This window comes from Gramella sp. Hel_I_59, assembly GCF_006714895.1.
Classification (GTDB): Bacteria; Bacteroidota; Bacteroidia; order Flavobacteriales; family Flavobacteriaceae; genus Christiangramia.
In genome coordinates, this window is sequence record NZ_VFME01000001.1 from 1,904,120 (window position 1) to 1,919,940 (window position 15,821).

Genomic DNA, 15,821 nt, shown 5'->3' on the forward strand with positions numbered 1-15,821 from the left:
AAAATAAAAAAAGTAATTTTGAGTATTATAAAAGTCAGATTTACATGCAGGTTCACGAACTATCCCAGAATAATTCTATCGCTAATAAATTCATAAGTCAATTGAGAGACGTACATGTGCAAAAGGACCGCATGCGCTTCCGTAGAAATATTGAGCGACTGGGAGAGATCATGTCTTATGAACTTAGCCAGGAACTCAATTACAATAAGCAAGCGATTGAAACGCCGCTTGGAACTTCTGAAATTGCCCAGCCAGACAATGAGGTTGTGATCTGTTCTATATTACGAGCAGGTTTGCCATTACACCAGGGAATCCTTAATTATTTTGATGATGCTGAAAATTCATTTATTTCGGCTTATAGACATCATCCCAACAATGATGAGAATTTTGAAGTTCTAGTGGAATATATGGCTTCGCCTTCTCTGGAAGGTAAAACTCTAATTCTTGCAGATCCCATGCTTGCAACGGGAAAATCTTTCGCTAATGTTTTAAAAGCAATTGCCCCGATGGGAAAACCCGCCAAAATCCATCTGGTATCTGTTATTGGCTCTTCGGAAGGGATTGAATTTTTAAAGTCAGAGTTTCCTGAAAATTCTAAACTCTGGATTGCTACGATAGATAATGAACTGGATAAAAATGGTTACATAGTTCCTGGTTTAGGTGACGCTGGAGATCTTTGTTATGGTCAAAAACTTCAGCATTAAAAAGGATATCCAATAGCGAAATTAAACACCGGGCTACCAAAATCATTTACCCATCTTTCACCTTGAGGCTCATTTGGATCGTGCATTGGAAAAGCAAGGTCGAATCTTATCACGAAACTCTGGATATCGATTCTTAATCCAGCTCCTGCCCCGATTCCAAGTTCATTGATGAAATCTGATTGAAATTGACCTTGTTCTAAACCAGTTTCATCCTGAGATTTGCTGTTCCAAACATTTCCAGCATCCACAAAAAATGCACCGTTTAAATAAGTAACTATTGGAAATCTGTATTCCGCGTTGGCTTCAATTCTAATGTTACCGGATTGGTCACGATATTGCTCACTGTCCTCTGCACCCTGAAAAGTACCTGGCCCTAGAGATCTGGTTCGAAAAGCTCTAACACTATATGGACCACCAGAAAAATATTGCTTACTAAAAGGCATTACATCTGAATTTCCATAAGGAATCCCATAACCACCAAATAATCTTGTGGCAATTAAACTTTGATTTTCAAATCTATAGTGATAACGAAAGTCCATGTCCAGTTTAGCGTATTGGGCATAGTCCAGTCCAAAAACTTCATCTTTGCCTTCCTCATTTTCAGAACCTATAAGGCTCATACTATTACCCGCGATATCAAAGTTCGAATTGAGGTAAAATACGTGCTTTTTCGTGGCATCTATCATTCCATTATAGGTAAAGGAATATGTGAGACCTGCTATAAATTCCTGATCAAAACTACTTTCCAGAAGTGGGTTCTCATCCAGTATTTTTAAAAATTCCTCACTTTCATTACCGAGTCTAATAAAGTTGAGATCAATAGGATTTAATTCATGAGTGACATATCTGTTTGCATTCCAGAAATAACCAAAGGCAGCGTTTAGACTCGTAAGTGTAAATAGCTGAGCTCTCTTTAGATAATCTCCACCCAGACTTATCCTGGTTTTCGGAATATCATATCTAAAAAAGTTATTATTAAACTCTATAGGGAAAAGAAGTCGTGGTACAATTAGATCGTTACTAAGGGCAAAATTTAAAGAATTTCTTCCTGGGATTCCTCCATCACCAAGCTGAACTTCATATCCAAAATTAGCTGAGATATCCAGTCGCTCACCACCTTTAAACAGGTTTCTATTAGAAAAGGTCACTCCAAGATGTGGCCCTGCAAAATTGTTGGATTTTGTCAAAGCCTGAAGCTCTGCTTTGATTGCACGCTTTTTTAAGGGTGAAAGAAATATATTTGCTTCAAGCAGACCAATACTATCCACGGCCAGAGTATCTACTTCATCATACCTTATATTTACGAATTTATAAGAGCCTATAGTTCCTAATCTTCTACTAGTAGCTCTTGAAGCTTCCGGACTAAAATTATCTCCTGTTTCAATAAGCAGGTATGGATCTAGATACTTTGGTTTAAAGAACAGTTCATCCTGTAAGTAGTTCTTATCCTTGAAGCGTTTATAATTATTGGTAACGCTATCTTCATCTACATTGTAGTTAGCATACACATTTACGTTTGAGATCCTGTAAGGAATAACAGATTTTGCGGGAACATCCTTCTTAAGTCTAAGAAATAGATCAAATTTTTTCTTATCGTATTGATTGGTATCGGCTTCAAAAATTAAAAAGCCGGGATTGAAGTTGTAATATCCTTCACCTTTAAGAAAAAGATCTATACGTTCTCTCTCCAATTTTAACTTCGGAAGATCAAATCTCATCCCATCTTCCAGCAGCGTCTTTTCCAGGTTGCTTTTGATCTCGCGATACACTAATAATGTATCATTATCTAGTTGATATGTGGCCATAGTATAAGGCTCTGGCACATTAAGATCATAATTTACAGAAGCTGTTTTAGCATCTTCATCTTTTATTTCTTCTGAAGTTACATTCGAATAAAAGAAACCTCTGTTTTCCAATCTATTCAGAAGTAATTCTTCCGTGTTTTCAAGATCAACATCGGAAAGATACACCGGTTCCTCTCCTAATTTTTTATTTAAAAATTTATTGATGATTCCCGGCTTTTCGCGTTGTGCTTTATAGTGAAAGTAAAGTCCCGGTCTCATTCCCAGGATTTGCGCGTTCGGCTCTGGTCTAAGAACACTTTGCAATTCAGTTTTTAATTGTGGTTCCTCCTTAATTACGGAATCAGATTCTATACTGATCTCAGCACCGGTATAAAGTAATTCCTCTTCAGGGATGAATTTTTCCACGCTGCAGGACTGAAACAGTGCTACAGCTATTAATATGATTACTGAAATTCTAATTTTCATCTTCTGTGCTTTCTGTACCTTCTGTACCTTCTGAACTTTCTGTTTCTTCAGGTTCTTTCTTTTCCTTCTTTACTTCTTCCATCACCGCCTTTTCAAACATGTTCTTGAACTTGTTGAATTCTTTGGTGAAAATTAAGGAAATACCACTCACTACCAACTGCCCGTCGATCACATTTTCATACTGACTTCTACTGAAACCTTTCAATCTCCAGATACCATTCTCATCAAGAAGATATGATATACTTACATTTCCAATAACCGGGCTTGCCTCCTGCCCTGCCTGGTTTCCTCCCTGAATGTCTACGGCACTTCCCACTTCTACGATCAACCTATCCTTAAGGAATGCTTTCTGAGCACTAATATCTAATTGCGTACGATCCTGAGGACCATTATCACCCTGGTAATCTGTATAACTATCAAGATTAAAATTCAATTGTAGTCCGCTGTTTCCAAGTACTTTACTTGATAACATGTTTAACTGGTCTGATAAAGCACTATTCAGGTTATCTCTGGCAACATCCATGGTACCACCACCGGCACCTGTACTTCCGCCTTCCGGAAAGAACCTGTTTAAAACCAGTAATGAAAATACCTGCTTGTTCAATTCCTGTTCCTGGCTGTTCAACTGCTGAACTCTGTTATATATATTTCCGCCAATTGCACCACGTTCATCTTCTGGCATATCTAATCCAAAGGAAATTTTTGGCGCCATAAGATCTCCATCTACATTAAGATATACTAGAAATGGTAATTCTTGCCGGTACTTGTCTGCTGATCCTTCATCAACAGCTGTAAGTGTAGATGACATTAATGAGGAAGCCGATGTTTCAACATTGTATATAGCTCTTACATCCAGTTGGGCATCAAAAGGATCACCAGCCCAGGAAACACGACTTCCATCAGCGATATCGAATCTCCTTTTAACAAGGTTATAGAGACTCATTTCATAGTAACCATCGTTGATATTGTATATTCCGGTAAGGGCTGTTCTACCGTTTGGATACATATTAAAGATTAGATCTCCTTCTCCCTGAACCTGGAAAATATCACCAGTTTCCTGGTTGATAATGACATTAAATTTTGCTCCTTCATTTACGGTCAGCCTGGTAAAAATATCATAACCAGAAACTACATAGCTTTCTTCTTCAGTTTCAGTTAGAATATCGTTAGGATTTTCCTTATTCACAAAAATAACGATCCCATCCCTTTCCTTCATTTGAAGTTCGGTTTCCGGTACTACATAAGTAAGATTTGTACTTTTTCGTACATCAACATTCATCGTGACTTTCGGTAAAGTAAGATCACCCTTTATTTGTGCATCTACATCAACAACCGCTGTTCCGTAGAAAAGGTCATTATCCTCTTCAGTAGAATTAATAAGTTTAAAGTTTGTTGCCTGTACATCGAGATCAAATCCTGGGTTTAAAAAGGTTGGAGTAGTGACTTCTCCATTGACCACGATCGAATTACTTTCAGAGTCAACGATCTCAAAATTATTAAAATAAACACCCTGATTATCCATTTCAAGCTGCTCATCTGGCAAGGTAAATTGAGAATCGAGCATCGCAATGTTAAAGGAAGCAGCGTCAAACTGCAGATTTCCTTCATAAACGGGCTCTAATAGAGTTCCGTTAAGTTTGAAATTTCCACTGAAGCTTCCATCGGCATTTTTGATCTCTCCCTGAGAGAAACCTTCCAGGGCAGTCATACGGATTTCATTTAAATCAAGATTTAGATCCAGTTTTGCTGAAGGTTCAGCAGCGATATAAGATCCAACAAGATCCAGGTCGATCTCCCCACCTTTCATCGCCATTTCGAAATCATACTGACTAAATCCAGAAGAGTTCCCCTGTAAACTTAGAGTTCCCATATCTACACCCAGCATAGATAGTTTGTTAATTTGCATATCTGCCAGGATACCGGTCTCTCCAAAAGGTTCTTCATATACGATGTTCCCGTTCACCTGACCCTGTGCGAGCTTCTCTTCTGGATTAAGATAACTTAACAGTGCAGCTAACTTAAAGTTTTTAAAGTCAAGGCTCAGGTGTTCTTTTTCAACACCGGGTTTATCGTTGCTTATGCGCATTTCCTGATCTTCTCTAAACAATCTAAAATTCTGGAAATTCAGGTAACCCGTATCAAAACTCAACATATTCGAATCCTCTATTTGCCAGGGATTACCATTTAAAATCAGGTCCTTGTTATCAATATGAAATTGTAAGGTATCACCCTGGAAATTTAACTGTGAAGTAGCGTGAACAACCTGGGTAGTATCATAAACTGAAGTGAATTCAAGATTCAATTTTCTATTTTGAACATCACCTCCAATGATGGTACGCTTTATAGCTAGCGGACCGGTATTTAATTCTTTAAATGCGAACTCAAAATTTAGATCCTTAGGATTTGACCTTAGATCTAGTTTTAAACTATCTATTTCACTATTGAAGTAATTCACAAATGGAATATCCACATTGGCATCCAACCTTCTTTCAGATTCTGCAAAGTCCACATCTATATTAACCGTATCCAGCTTCTGAAGATTGAGAAGGAAGACTTCTGTTAGTATTGGTGCTTCACTGATCTTCGCATTGATCTTCATATTAACAGGGTTGAAAATAGAGTCCTCCTGATAATTTTCTGTAATATATCTTTTGAAATGTCGGTCTATGGCTGCTGAAAAGGCTGCAGGTGTTGCATTAGATTTAAGGTCAAGGTTCAGGATTCTGTTTTTTATGTCTACGGAAGTAGTATCCTGTCTTACAAACGCATCTGCTTTAAAGCTACCTAATAAATAAGCTTTGTTATTATATACCGCTACGCCATCAATGATCTCTGCTTCGAGTTCATATTCCGAAGAATTTCCTTCAAACCAGCCCTGTAATTCGAATGCGGCTTTAATTGTCTTTTGAGTGATTCCCAGAGCTTCCAGATCTGCACCATCCAGGTATAAACTAAAATCTACTCTTGGAGAAACAGAATCAAGTGCAACATCTAATTGCGCTTCCATGTCCAGATTTGAGTCCTGATACATTAGGTTGATAGGTCCCTTTCCGTTTTCGAGTTCCCCGGTTATATCAATCTGTCTGAATTCGTATCCGTTATATGTAAAACTTTCTATCGTTGAATCAAGACTCGCATTAAGATCTGCTACAGAATTTCCACTTCCGGTAAGTTTGATATCTATTTGCAAATCGCCAAGGGCATCATTTTGAAGTAATCTTCCTAGAGATATTCCATCACCCTGAACTTCTGCATCAAAAGCGATCTGGTCTCCAAATTCAAAGTTCCCATCCACGTTGATATTACCATCGGTAGTAGCGATCTTAGCATTCGTGCTAACCTTTTCCATATTACCTTTAAAACTTCCATTGATACTGATCTTTTCTGGAATCTGCATCCCAAGATCAGCTTCGCTTACAAAATTTTGAAGATCTTTTCGAGTGGAAGAAAGTCGAACATTTGGAAGGTTAAAACTTAAGCTTTCTGGGTCCTGCGCATTTACGATACTTCCGCTACCCTTAATATTTGTATTTCTCCAGCGTAAATTTAAATTAGCCAGGTTTAGATTATCAACTTTCCCATTTATAGAAAGATTTCCTTTTACAGGTGATTTTGCGAGGTTTTTCAAATATTCGTTCTCTCTAAGATCTGGTTGAAATCTGAAAAATTCGCCCAGCTCTAGATTTATGTTTGAAAGATCAGCCTGTAAAGTGGCATTTCCTGGATCTTTCATCAATGCATCCAGGTCATTGTACTTAAGCTGTAAATCTCCGTTGAAACTGTTACCAATTCCGTCGAAAGTAATGTCTGTGATTTTTATCTGATCTTTGGTAAGTTCTGCTTTAAGATTGAATTGATCTATCTCAATCCCTGAAGCTTCAGTAAAATTAAATTCAGAAATATTTAAACTTGCATTTTCAGGTGCGTAAGAAATATTAGAGGCTTGTAAGTCAAGGTCTTTAATATCCAGGATATCAGGATTGAAAGTTCCTTTCTTGACCTGAGAATCGTTCATGCGGTAAAGAATGTTATTATTTGCAAGGTCTATCTCATCAATATTAATCTTCCATACGGGCCACGCAAAAGCTTCAGTAGTACTCCCCTGCTCATCTATTGTTGCTGAAGTAGTATTTTGCTGTAGTTCAAGTATAATATCTGAATTATGAAGTTTCAGCAATTCAGAAGAGATAATGCTATCCTTTAAATTGAAATTCGACTGACTTGTTTCCAGCAATTTAATTTTCATTTCTGCTGAAATAGAATCGGGACTAGAATTGTAACTGGCTCGAACGTCACTAAAGTTTAATTTTCTCACTTCAAAAACAGGTGCGGGACTTGTTTCACCTTCAGAAGGAGGAAAAGGCTTCGTTTGATTATAGGTGACCTGCGCGTTATTTAAAATAGCTTCTTCGACTACAAAAGCCATGTTGGTAAGGTCTGTTTCAGCAAAAGAAAGTTGAAGTTCACTGAATTTTGCCTTGGTATCTATACCACTCACCTTATCTATGTAATCGACATCAAAATCTTTCAGATCAAATTCCCCAAGAGATATCTGCATACTTGAACTAGTCGTATCTGCCGGCGTGCTTGCAGTTTGTGTGGTATCTGAAGCAAATGCCTTCATTAGAACTTCATAGTTAAATCCTGTAATAGAATCTTCCCGAATAATATTAGCACGAACACGACGAGCTTCCAAAGCGTCCAGACTGAATCCATTTCCTTTTATTAATGGCATAAAAGGGATATTCGCAGTTATATGTTCACTATATATAATGGTATCGCCATCTGGATGTTCGATATAAAGATCATCAACTTCAATATTACCATTAAATTGAATATAGATCCTTTCCAGATTGATCTTTGCGCCACTCTTCTCTTCTATGGAGGATATAAACTTGTCTTTAATAATATTCTGTCCCCAGGGACTTCTTACGAATAGAAGGATAAGAATCAACAAAATGAGAATCCCCAGAAAGATCTTTCCAATTATTTTTAAAATCTTGATAAAGCGTGCTTTGGCTGTGCTCAAAAAACTGAATTTTAGAAGTTTCCAAAGTTATCGTTTAGATGTATTACCGCGAAGGTATTGTGGTAAGTTTACTAATAAACTTCTGTTAAATGTCTAAGGAAAGTGCATAGGCAGCTACTCAATCTGGAGCTGAATAACCTTAAGTTGTAGAAATTGTCAACAATTTGGAGTGATTATCTACACAATTAAACTATGAATCTATTACCCAAATTCAGGAGATCCTGGTATTCAAATTCATTTGATATTCGAAACCGAAAAACTTCAAACCTCTTGTTTTTCAGCGACTAAGCTATTGTAGTCACTAATTTTGAGAATGAAATATCAGGAGCAGAAAGCAGCACCAAAATTTCTTATGGCATTATTGTAGCAAGAGGTGAAAAGTATTAACTAAATAAGAATACTAAGAACTAAACTAAATTATGAGAAAAGTAATCACAGCTACCGTATTAACCGCAGGTCTTTTGACCTCATGTGTTTCTAAAAAGAAATATGTTGAATTAGAAGGACAACTTAATGATACAAGAAGTACACTTCAAAAAACGCAGGTTGAGAAAGAAGAAATTGAAGAAAAGTACGCACGTATAGAAGAACGTGTTGCTGATTATAATTCCAAGATCAATTCTCTTAGAACGGAGAATGAAGGAATGATGGAAATGAATGATCTCACCGTAATGTCTAAAAAGACAAAAGAGAAAATGAAATCCACTATTGCTAAGATCGATCCTGAAAAAGTTAAAGGAGCAGAAACTTTAGAGGATAGTATAAACCTTGCGGTTTCTTATAATCTTAAGCAGAATATTTCTGAAGGTGCTGATGCAGATGATATTGATATCAATGTAGATGAAACAGTTGTGATGATCAATGTATCAGATAAATTATTATTTGGTAGCGGAAGTTACAGGGTTACAAAAGAAGCTCAGCCACTCCTGAAGAAATTAGCTGAAGTAATTAACAGCGAACCAGCTATGGAAGTTATGATCGAAGGTCATACCGATGATAGAACTATGGTAAAAGAATCCTACCTTCAGGATAACTGGGATCTAAGTGTTCGAAGAGCAACTTCTATCGTGAGAATTTTGCAGGATAAATATAATGTAGAGCCTTCAAAATTAATTGCTGCCGGAAGAAGTAGTTACCAGCCATTAGTTGATAATACTAATAAGGACAATATGGCTAAAAACAGAAGAACCCGAATCGTAATTATCCCTAATCTGGATAAATTCTTTGCAATGCTGGAATCTGATGGGACTATGGCTGATACTGAATAGATCTTCTATATAAATGCATGTTATAGAAAGAGAGCTTCGGCTCTCTTTTTTTATTTCCGTTAACTGTAGATTAACTTCCTGTTCACGGTATCTCCGCATATCGCTTCGTATATTTCATAAAACTGAAATTATGAAAAAAGTAAAGACAGAATCCAGTAGTTCGAAATTAGTACAGTCAGATAAAAAAGATTTACCATACAATCCTGAGATCACAAAAGAGGATAAAGAAGCCCTGAATGAGAAAGGTAGAAGTATGAATAAAGGACAGGATAAGGATCTTGATAAAAAAGAGCACGTAGATTTTACGCCCGATGAACTTGACATTCCAGCGAGTAACGATACGAAACTAGAAGACAAAACAGAATTGGTAGATGAGGAAAATATGCAATTCAATAAGAAGGGCGCTAAAGGGGAAAATGAGAAATCAGGTGAAAACTTAAGTTCTTCTAATTAATATTTATCTAGTTACATAAAAAAACCGCTGCTTGTCAGCGGTTTTTTTTGTTTTATGAGCAGTAAAAAGAAAGATTTTAAGTTTAGGACTCTAATTGCAAACAACGTTGTAATTACCCCCTTGCAGTAGCAAAAACTCGAGCTCAAATCTACTGCTACTTATGAATTTGAAATCGAAGTATCAGAATACGGAGATATAGAAGATGCTGTTGAATTTAATCTTGAGAAACAAACAGAATTACAGAACTAGTACTTTATTTCAAGAACTTCAAGCTTTCGTGTTTCATCACCGAGTTTAAAATCTACAGTTTCACCAAGTTTCTTACCTGTAACTGCCCGGGCAATTGGTGCTACAAATGCAATTTTTAGTTTTTTAATATTTGCCTCATCCACTCCAACGATCTGGAATTTCTGAATTTGTGAACTATCGAGGTTCTTCAATTTGATGTGCGCTCCAAACCGAATTTCATCCTGTGCCTGTTCTTCGGGTTTTAAAATACGTGAAGATTGAATTCTTTCAGCCAGTAATTTGATCTTTCCATCAATCAAACCTTGCGCTCTTCTTTTTTCTGTATCGTCTTGGATACTTATATTCGATCGCTCCTTTTCAAGCTCCTTTAATTCCACGTGTAGTTCCTGTAGCCCATTTGGTGTCACATAATTTGTAACTCCATCTGGTATCGCTGCCCTTGGTGGAATGATCACTGGTTCTTCCTGATCTTCTTCCTTTACAAATCCTCTACTCATAATTCGTATCTTATGTTCTCCTAATTATAGCGAAACCCGGAGGATATGTATTAAACAACAATCATAAATATTTCTCAAAACCTAACAACAGGTTTGGGATGGTACTACATTTAGCAAATTTTAATTATAGAAATGAGTCTGGAAATCATTGTTCTTTTCGTGATCATCCTTGGTGTGATCGTTCTGTTTGCTCTGGAAGTATTTCCGGTAGATAAGATCGCATTTATTATTCTGGGCCTTTTATTATTAACAGATCTGGTTTCTCCGGAAGAAGCCATTTCAGGTTTTTCCAGTCCCGCTACGATCACGGTACTTAGTCTAATGATCATAGCGATAGGACTCGAGGATAATGGTGTTATAGATCTCCTCGCCCAGGGAATGAGAAAATTAAAAGGTCTGCCCCTGCTTATTATGATCCCGGTTTTTATGTTTATCGCAGGAAGTATTTCTGCTTTTATAAATACGACAGCTGTAGTTTTAGTCTTTATGAAGATCATCGATGAACTGGCAGAGAAATATGACATTCCCAGTTCAAAATTATTACTACCGGTTTCTTTTGCAGGGATTATAGGTGGCAGCTGTACACTTATGGGAACTTCTACGAACCTGATTGTTAATGCGGTGGCCGTTAAAAGAGGTGTCGAGCGCTTCGGATTCTTCGAATTTAGTTGGTACGGAGTCATTTTTATGCTCATAACTATTGCTCTGGTAAGTTTGATGGCGGGATTTCTTCCGAAGAAAAAACCCAGCGATCTTAATTCGGTTTATAAATTAGACGAGTTTATTACGAAAGGAATCGTTAGTGAAACCTCAAAACTGATTGGCAAAAATCTTCGGGATATCTTCGGCGATGAAAAGGATTCTATTGAAGTGATCAGGCTCAAACGTAAAGGAGTTATTAATGACCATCCAGGTAGATATACTACTTTAAAACTTGGTGATCAATTGCTACTTAGATGCAGTATAGAACAGCTTATACAACTGAAAGAAGAAGGTGATCTTACGATTATCAGAAATTCTGAAGCTGAAGCTGTGAAACCAATCGTGAACGAGGCTTCAGAAATTGAAGAAAACATTCAGCTGGTAGAAATACTAATGTTGCCTAACTCGCCTTTAATTGGTAAGAGTATTAAAACCGTGGGTTGGTATGATCTTCATGGAGCCGTTCCATTGGCGATCAGGAAAAGAAGAAGCTTCAGAAATCCAAAAAGAAGAATATTCAATAAAAAGTCTGACGATATTGACCTTCGGGTTGGGGATCGTCTTCTGGTGGAAGTAACGCAAAACGACCTTCATGAACTTCAGAAAATGGACAATATTAGCATTCTGCAAAATCATGAGGAAATTAGTCTTGTATCTAAAAAGAAACGTTCCCTTAGCCTCGGAATTTTAATTCTTGTAATTGCATTATCCGCTTTTTCTATATTCCCAATTCTGAAAAGTGCCGTGATTGGCTGTTTTTTAATGATTTTGCTGAAGTGTATCGATCTCGGAAAAATCTATACGCAGGTAAACTGGCAGATCATTTTTCTACTGGCAGGAATGATCCCGCTAGGTGTGGCCATGAGCAATACCGGGGCAGATGACTGGATCTCCACCAATCTCTTACTACTATTCGATGGCAAACCTAATTACAGCATTATAGGATTACTATTTTTAGTAACCATGTTCCTTAGCGGATTCATCTCTAACAATGCTACGGCGATCATCATAGCGCCCATAGCAATCACCATCGCAACGAAGTTACAACTGGACCCAAAACCATTTATTCTGGCAGTGCTTTTTGCCTCGAATTTCAGCTTCTTCACTCCGGTGGGTTACCAGACCAATACGATCATCTATGGAATGGGAATTTACAAGTTCAAGCATTTCCTGATTATAGGCGGTGCTTTATCGATCGTGCTTTGGATTGCGGCAACCTTCTTACTCAGCAGGCAGTTATAAAAATGTATTTTTGCTGAAAAAATTATGTCCAGGTTACTCATCATTGGTTACGTATGGCCAGAACCCAATTCCTCAGCTGCAGGAGCCAGAATGATGCAATTAATCCAATTTTTCAGAGAGCGTAACTTTCATATTACCTATGCAACTTCAGCAAGAAGATCAGAAAATATGGCAGATCTTGAAGCCTTAGGCGTTACCAGCCAAGAGATTCAGCCAAATAATGATGAGTTTGACGTTTTTGTACAAGAGCTGGATCCTCAAATTGTTCTTTTTGATCGTTTTATGATGGAAGAACAATTTGGATGGAGAATTGATAAATTTTGCACCGATGCTTTAAAGATTCTGGATACCGAAGATGTACATTCCCTGAGAAAAGTCAGAGAAACTATTCTGAAGTCCGGTCAAGAGTTTGATGATGTTTATTTAGACGCTGATATTACAAAACGGGAAGCTGCGGCCATCTACAGGTGTGATATTTCTTTAATTATTTCTGAATTCGAAATGAAGCTGTTAATTGAAAAGCTGAAGATCCCTGAGCATATACTCTTCTACCTGCCATTTATGATGGAGACTGTTTCTTCTGAAATTAATAGCTACACTGAAAGGAAAGATTTTATAAGTATTGGTAATTTTCTTCATGAACCAAACTGGAGAGCAGTTCTAAATTTAAAGGAAAATATCTGGCCTTTACTCAGCAAACTAGTGCCAGATGCCCAGTTACATATTTATGGAGCCTATCCTTCCCAGAAAGTATGGAATTTGCATAATAAAGCCGAAAGATTTCTAGTTCATGGCCGGGCAGAAAATGCTCTGAAAGTAATGAGTGATGCCAGGGTTTGCCTTGCTCCTATTCAATTTGGTGCTGGATTGAAAGGTAAATTAGCGGAAGCAATGGCCTGCGGAACTCCTTCAGTAACCACAAAAATTGGTAGTGAAGGAATGGCTGGAGACTTAGAGTGGAATGGATTCATTGAGGACGATCCTGCTCAATTTGTTGAATCAGCTAAAATGCTATATATCGATGAGCAACTATGGAAGAAAAAAAGTGAACAGGGTTCAAAGATCCTGAAAGAACGATTCGACCAGGACATTCACCAGGCAAGATTCGATAGAATATTAACCATGACTCTCAAGCAGCTTCCGCAGCATAGAAAAGAGAACTTTACGGGTCTAATGATGAAACATCATCTCCAACGAAGCACTTATTTTATGTCCAGATTCATTCAAATGAAAAACTCTATAAATTAGAAAACCGCTGGAAGCATGGGCTACCCAACGGTTTTCACTACACAAAAAACAGTTTAACCAAACATCATCAGAAGTATCAAACAATGGCTTCAAAAGCCCTTCTGAACAATTTTTTATTTAGATTCTGCAAAGCGGCAGTCTTATATTTTGTATCTACTAAGAGTGAGATATTATTGTTGCTTCCTCCATAAGAGATCATTCTAACCGGCACGTCATCCAGAATTTCGAACAATCTTGGAGTTCCACGATCGTCAATTAGTCCCTCACCAACCACACAAATGATACTGTGATCACGATCCACACTAATCTCTCCATAAGCATTGAGTTCGCTCAGAATAGGTTCAAGGTTCAAAACATTGTCGATAGTGAGTGAAATGGCTATTTCTGAGGTGGTGATCATATCAATTGCCGTTTCATATTTATCGAAAACTTCAAATATCTTCCTTAGAAAACCATGAGCCATCAACATCCTGTTGGATTTAATTTTGATAGCTGTAATATTATCTTTCGCTGAAATAGCCTTCAAACCTTTCGTTTCGGAAATCGAAGAAATGCAGGTACCAGGATCTGATGGTTTAAAAGTGTTTTTTAGAAATACAGGGATATTTTTATCGATAACCGGCGATATGGTTTGGGGATGAAGGATCTTTGCACCAAAATAGGCTAGCTCTGCTGCTTCCTCGAAACTTAGCTGAGCTACCGGAAATGTGTTTTCCACTACCCTGGGATCATTATTATGCAAACCATTAATATCGGTCCAGATCTGTATTTCAGAAGCATTTACAGCGGCTCCAATGATCGTTGCAGTAAAATCACTACCTCCCCTGTTAAGGGTCGAAATTTCTCCGCGATCATTTATTCTTACGAATCCCTGAGTTATATAAATGGATTCGTCAGTCTGCGAATTCAGTTGAGACTGAAGCAAATTTCCAACGAGTTCCGTATCTGGATTTTCAGGATTAGCAACCTGCATGAAATCCCTGGCATTCAACCATTTGTTGTATATAGCATTTTTTGTCAAATAAAAACTGAAGATCCTGGTAAGAATTGTTTCTCCAGTTGTCAATATCCTACACTCATTTTCTTTACTGAATTCCTGAGAAGCGATATATCGCAGCTCTGAAAGTTCGGCTTGAAGAATATCGAAAACTTCATTTCTATCATCTACGGAATTGAACAGTATTTCAATTTCGTGCTCATGCCTAAGAAACAGAGCTTCCAGACTTTCGTCGATCTTAACCTGATCTCTCTGTTCTACACTACTAGCAAGTTCTACCAGAAGATTTGTCACACCAGACATAGCAGACAGTACCAATAACTTGTCCCCTTCAATTTTTCGAATCATACTTGATACATTCCGGATATTCTCTGCGGAACCTACTGAAGTACCTCCAAATTTTAAAACTTTCATATCTCTCTGATTTCTCTGTGCATAAGTACATATAGTTTTAACTGCACTAAAGAAAATTGATCGATTTATATACATTTGCACATTATGTACAATAATTAACAATGAAGACAATTACTACCGTAGTACACGACATTATAAGGCATCAACCATTTCTGGATGATGCGATCGCCAGAGATATTGTAAACTTTAGTGGTTTAGCTTCCGACATTCAACCGCAAGTCGAACAAGAAATGCGTAAAACTGTTAAACAGGGAAGTATCATTATGGCACTTCGTCGTTACGCACCACATAGAACTAAGATCAATATGAAAAGCCTGAGAGAATTAGGTGATATTATTGTACGATCTGGCATCACTGAGTATACCTTCCTGAATAGCAAGACTATTATTGCCAACAAAGCTAAACTGCTGGAATCTGTAAAGGATCAAACTGGTATTTACCTTAATTACTCCAGTAACTATCAGGAGAGTAATATTCTGGTATCCTCAACTCTTACAGATCTGGTAGAAGATTGCTTTAGAAATGAAGTCAGAGTAACAGTAAAAAAGGAATTGTCTTCAATCACTATTGCTCTGCCTAAGAATAGCTCCCAAACAGTTGGATTGTATTTCTACATGTTCAAATTACTTGCCTATGAGGGAATTCCGGTTTTTGAAATGATTTCCACTTCAAATTACTTCGCGCTTTTCCTGGAAAAAGAGTATGTGAATAAAGCATTTTTGCTACTCAATGAGATAAAGGCTTAAA

At 37.4% G+C, this 15,821-nt stretch carries 10 protein-coding genes; 6 read left to right on the forward strand and 4 right to left on the reverse strand.

Annotation, left to right across the window (positions count from 1 at the left end; all coding sequences use genetic code 11):
• The first annotated feature begins 44 nt into the window (after positions 1-44).
• Positions 45-704 carry a uracil phosphoribosyltransferase gene (gene upp / locus JM79_RS08650; protein ID WP_141877765.1) on the forward strand — a complete coding sequence of 220 codons (660 nt, stop codon included), beginning with the start codon at positions 45-47 and terminating at the stop codon, positions 702-704.
• Here the strand turns inward: upp and JM79_RS08655 are convergent.
• Together JM79_RS08655 and JM79_RS08660 are read right to left on the reverse strand one after the other, a co-directional pair.
• Complete coding sequence (locus JM79_RS08655; RefSeq protein ID WP_141877766.1) at positions 701-2,974, reverse strand: BamA/TamA family outer membrane protein; 2,274 nt, start codon at positions 2,972-2,974, stop codon at positions 701-703. The two genes, upp and JM79_RS08655, sit on opposite strands and share 4 nt — an antisense overlap.
• On the reverse strand, positions 2,964-8,003 hold the full coding sequence (locus tag JM79_RS08660) for a translocation/assembly module TamB (protein ID WP_141877767.1): 5,040 nt from the start codon (positions 8,001-8,003) through the stop codon (positions 2,964-2,966). Before JM79_RS08660 ends, JM79_RS08655 begins: the two co-directional genes overlap by 11 nt.
• Positions 8,004-8,422: 419 nt before the next feature.
• Here JM79_RS08660 and JM79_RS08665 point away from each other — a divergent pair, with 419 nt between their 5' ends.
• Complete coding sequence (locus tag JM79_RS08665; RefSeq protein WP_141877768.1) at positions 8,423-9,271, forward strand: OmpA family protein; 849 nt, start codon at positions 8,423-8,425, stop codon at positions 9,269-9,271.
• A gap of 130 nt (positions 9,272-9,401) precedes the next feature.
• Complete coding sequence (locus JM79_RS08670) at positions 9,402-9,725, forward strand: hypothetical protein (protein WP_141877769.1); 324 nt, start codon at positions 9,402-9,404, stop codon at positions 9,723-9,725.
• A gap of 245 nt (positions 9,726-9,970) precedes the next feature.
• Here JM79_RS08670 and JM79_RS08675 read toward each other — a convergent pair whose 3' ends face one another.
• Positions 9,971-10,471 (reverse strand): GreA/GreB family elongation factor, encoded by a 501-nt coding sequence (locus JM79_RS08675; RefSeq protein ID WP_141877770.1) that lies wholly within the window; start codon positions 10,469-10,471, stop codon positions 9,971-9,973.
• Positions 10,472-10,603: 132 nt separating this feature from the next.
• Between JM79_RS08675 and JM79_RS08680 the strand changes: the two genes are divergently transcribed.
• Together JM79_RS08680 and JM79_RS08685 are read left to right on the forward strand one after the other, a co-directional pair.
• Positions 10,604-12,415, forward strand: a complete 1,812-nt coding sequence (locus tag JM79_RS08680; RefSeq protein WP_141877771.1) for an SLC13 family permease — start codon at positions 10,604-10,606, stop codon at positions 12,413-12,415.
• A 24-nt stretch (positions 12,416-12,439) separates the two neighbouring features.
• Positions 12,440-13,663 carry a glycosyltransferase family 4 protein gene (locus tag JM79_RS08685; protein ID WP_141877772.1) on the forward strand — a complete coding sequence of 408 codons (1,224 nt, stop codon included), beginning with the start codon at positions 12,440-12,442 and terminating at the stop codon, positions 13,661-13,663.
• A gap of 76 nt (positions 13,664-13,739) precedes the next feature.
• On the opposite strand, the gene JM79_RS08690 is transcribed toward JM79_RS08685, so the two are convergent.
• Positions 13,740-15,074 (reverse strand): aspartate kinase, encoded by a 1,335-nt coding sequence (locus JM79_RS08690; RefSeq protein WP_141877773.1) that lies wholly within the window; start codon positions 15,072-15,074, stop codon positions 13,740-13,742.
• A 101-nt stretch (positions 15,075-15,175) separates the two neighbouring features.
• Between JM79_RS08690 and JM79_RS08695 the strand changes: the two genes are divergently transcribed.
• Positions 15,176-15,820 (forward strand): hypothetical protein, encoded by a 645-nt coding sequence (locus JM79_RS08695; protein WP_141877774.1) that lies wholly within the window; start codon positions 15,176-15,178, stop codon positions 15,818-15,820.
• The last annotated feature ends 1 nt before the right edge of the window (position 15,821 follow it).

What these genes read in the sequence shown, in the direction of transcription:
- JM79_RS08690 (WP_141877773.1), bottom strand. Translation starts at nt 15,074, where the DNA reads ATGAAAGTTTTAAAATTTGGAGGTACTTCAGTAGGTTCCGCAGAGAAT.
- upp (WP_141877765.1), top strand. Translation starts at nt 45, where the DNA reads ATGCAGGTTCACGAACTATCCCAGAATAATTCTATCGCTAATAAATTC.
- JM79_RS08695 (WP_141877774.1), top strand. Translation starts at nt 15,176, where the DNA reads ATGAAGACAATTACTACCGTAGTACACGACATTATAAGGCATCAACCA.
- JM79_RS08655 (WP_141877766.1), bottom strand. Translation starts at nt 2,974, where the DNA reads ATGAAAATTAGAATTTCAGTAATCATATTAATAGCTGTAGCACTGTTT.
- JM79_RS08680 (WP_141877771.1), top strand. Translation starts at nt 10,604, where the DNA reads ATGAGTCTGGAAATCATTGTTCTTTTCGTGATCATCCTTGGTGTGATC.
- JM79_RS08685 (WP_141877772.1), top strand. Translation starts at nt 12,440, where the DNA reads ATGTCCAGGTTACTCATCATTGGTTACGTATGGCCAGAACCCAATTCC.
- JM79_RS08670 (WP_141877769.1), top strand. Translation starts at nt 9,402, where the DNA reads ATGAAAAAAGTAAAGACAGAATCCAGTAGTTCGAAATTAGTACAGTCA.
- JM79_RS08665 (WP_141877768.1), top strand. Translation starts at nt 8,423, where the DNA reads ATGAGAAAAGTAATCACAGCTACCGTATTAACCGCAGGTCTTTTGACC.
- JM79_RS08675 (WP_141877770.1), bottom strand. Translation starts at nt 10,471, where the DNA reads ATGAGTAGAGGATTTGTAAAGGAAGAAGATCAGGAAGAACCAGTGATC.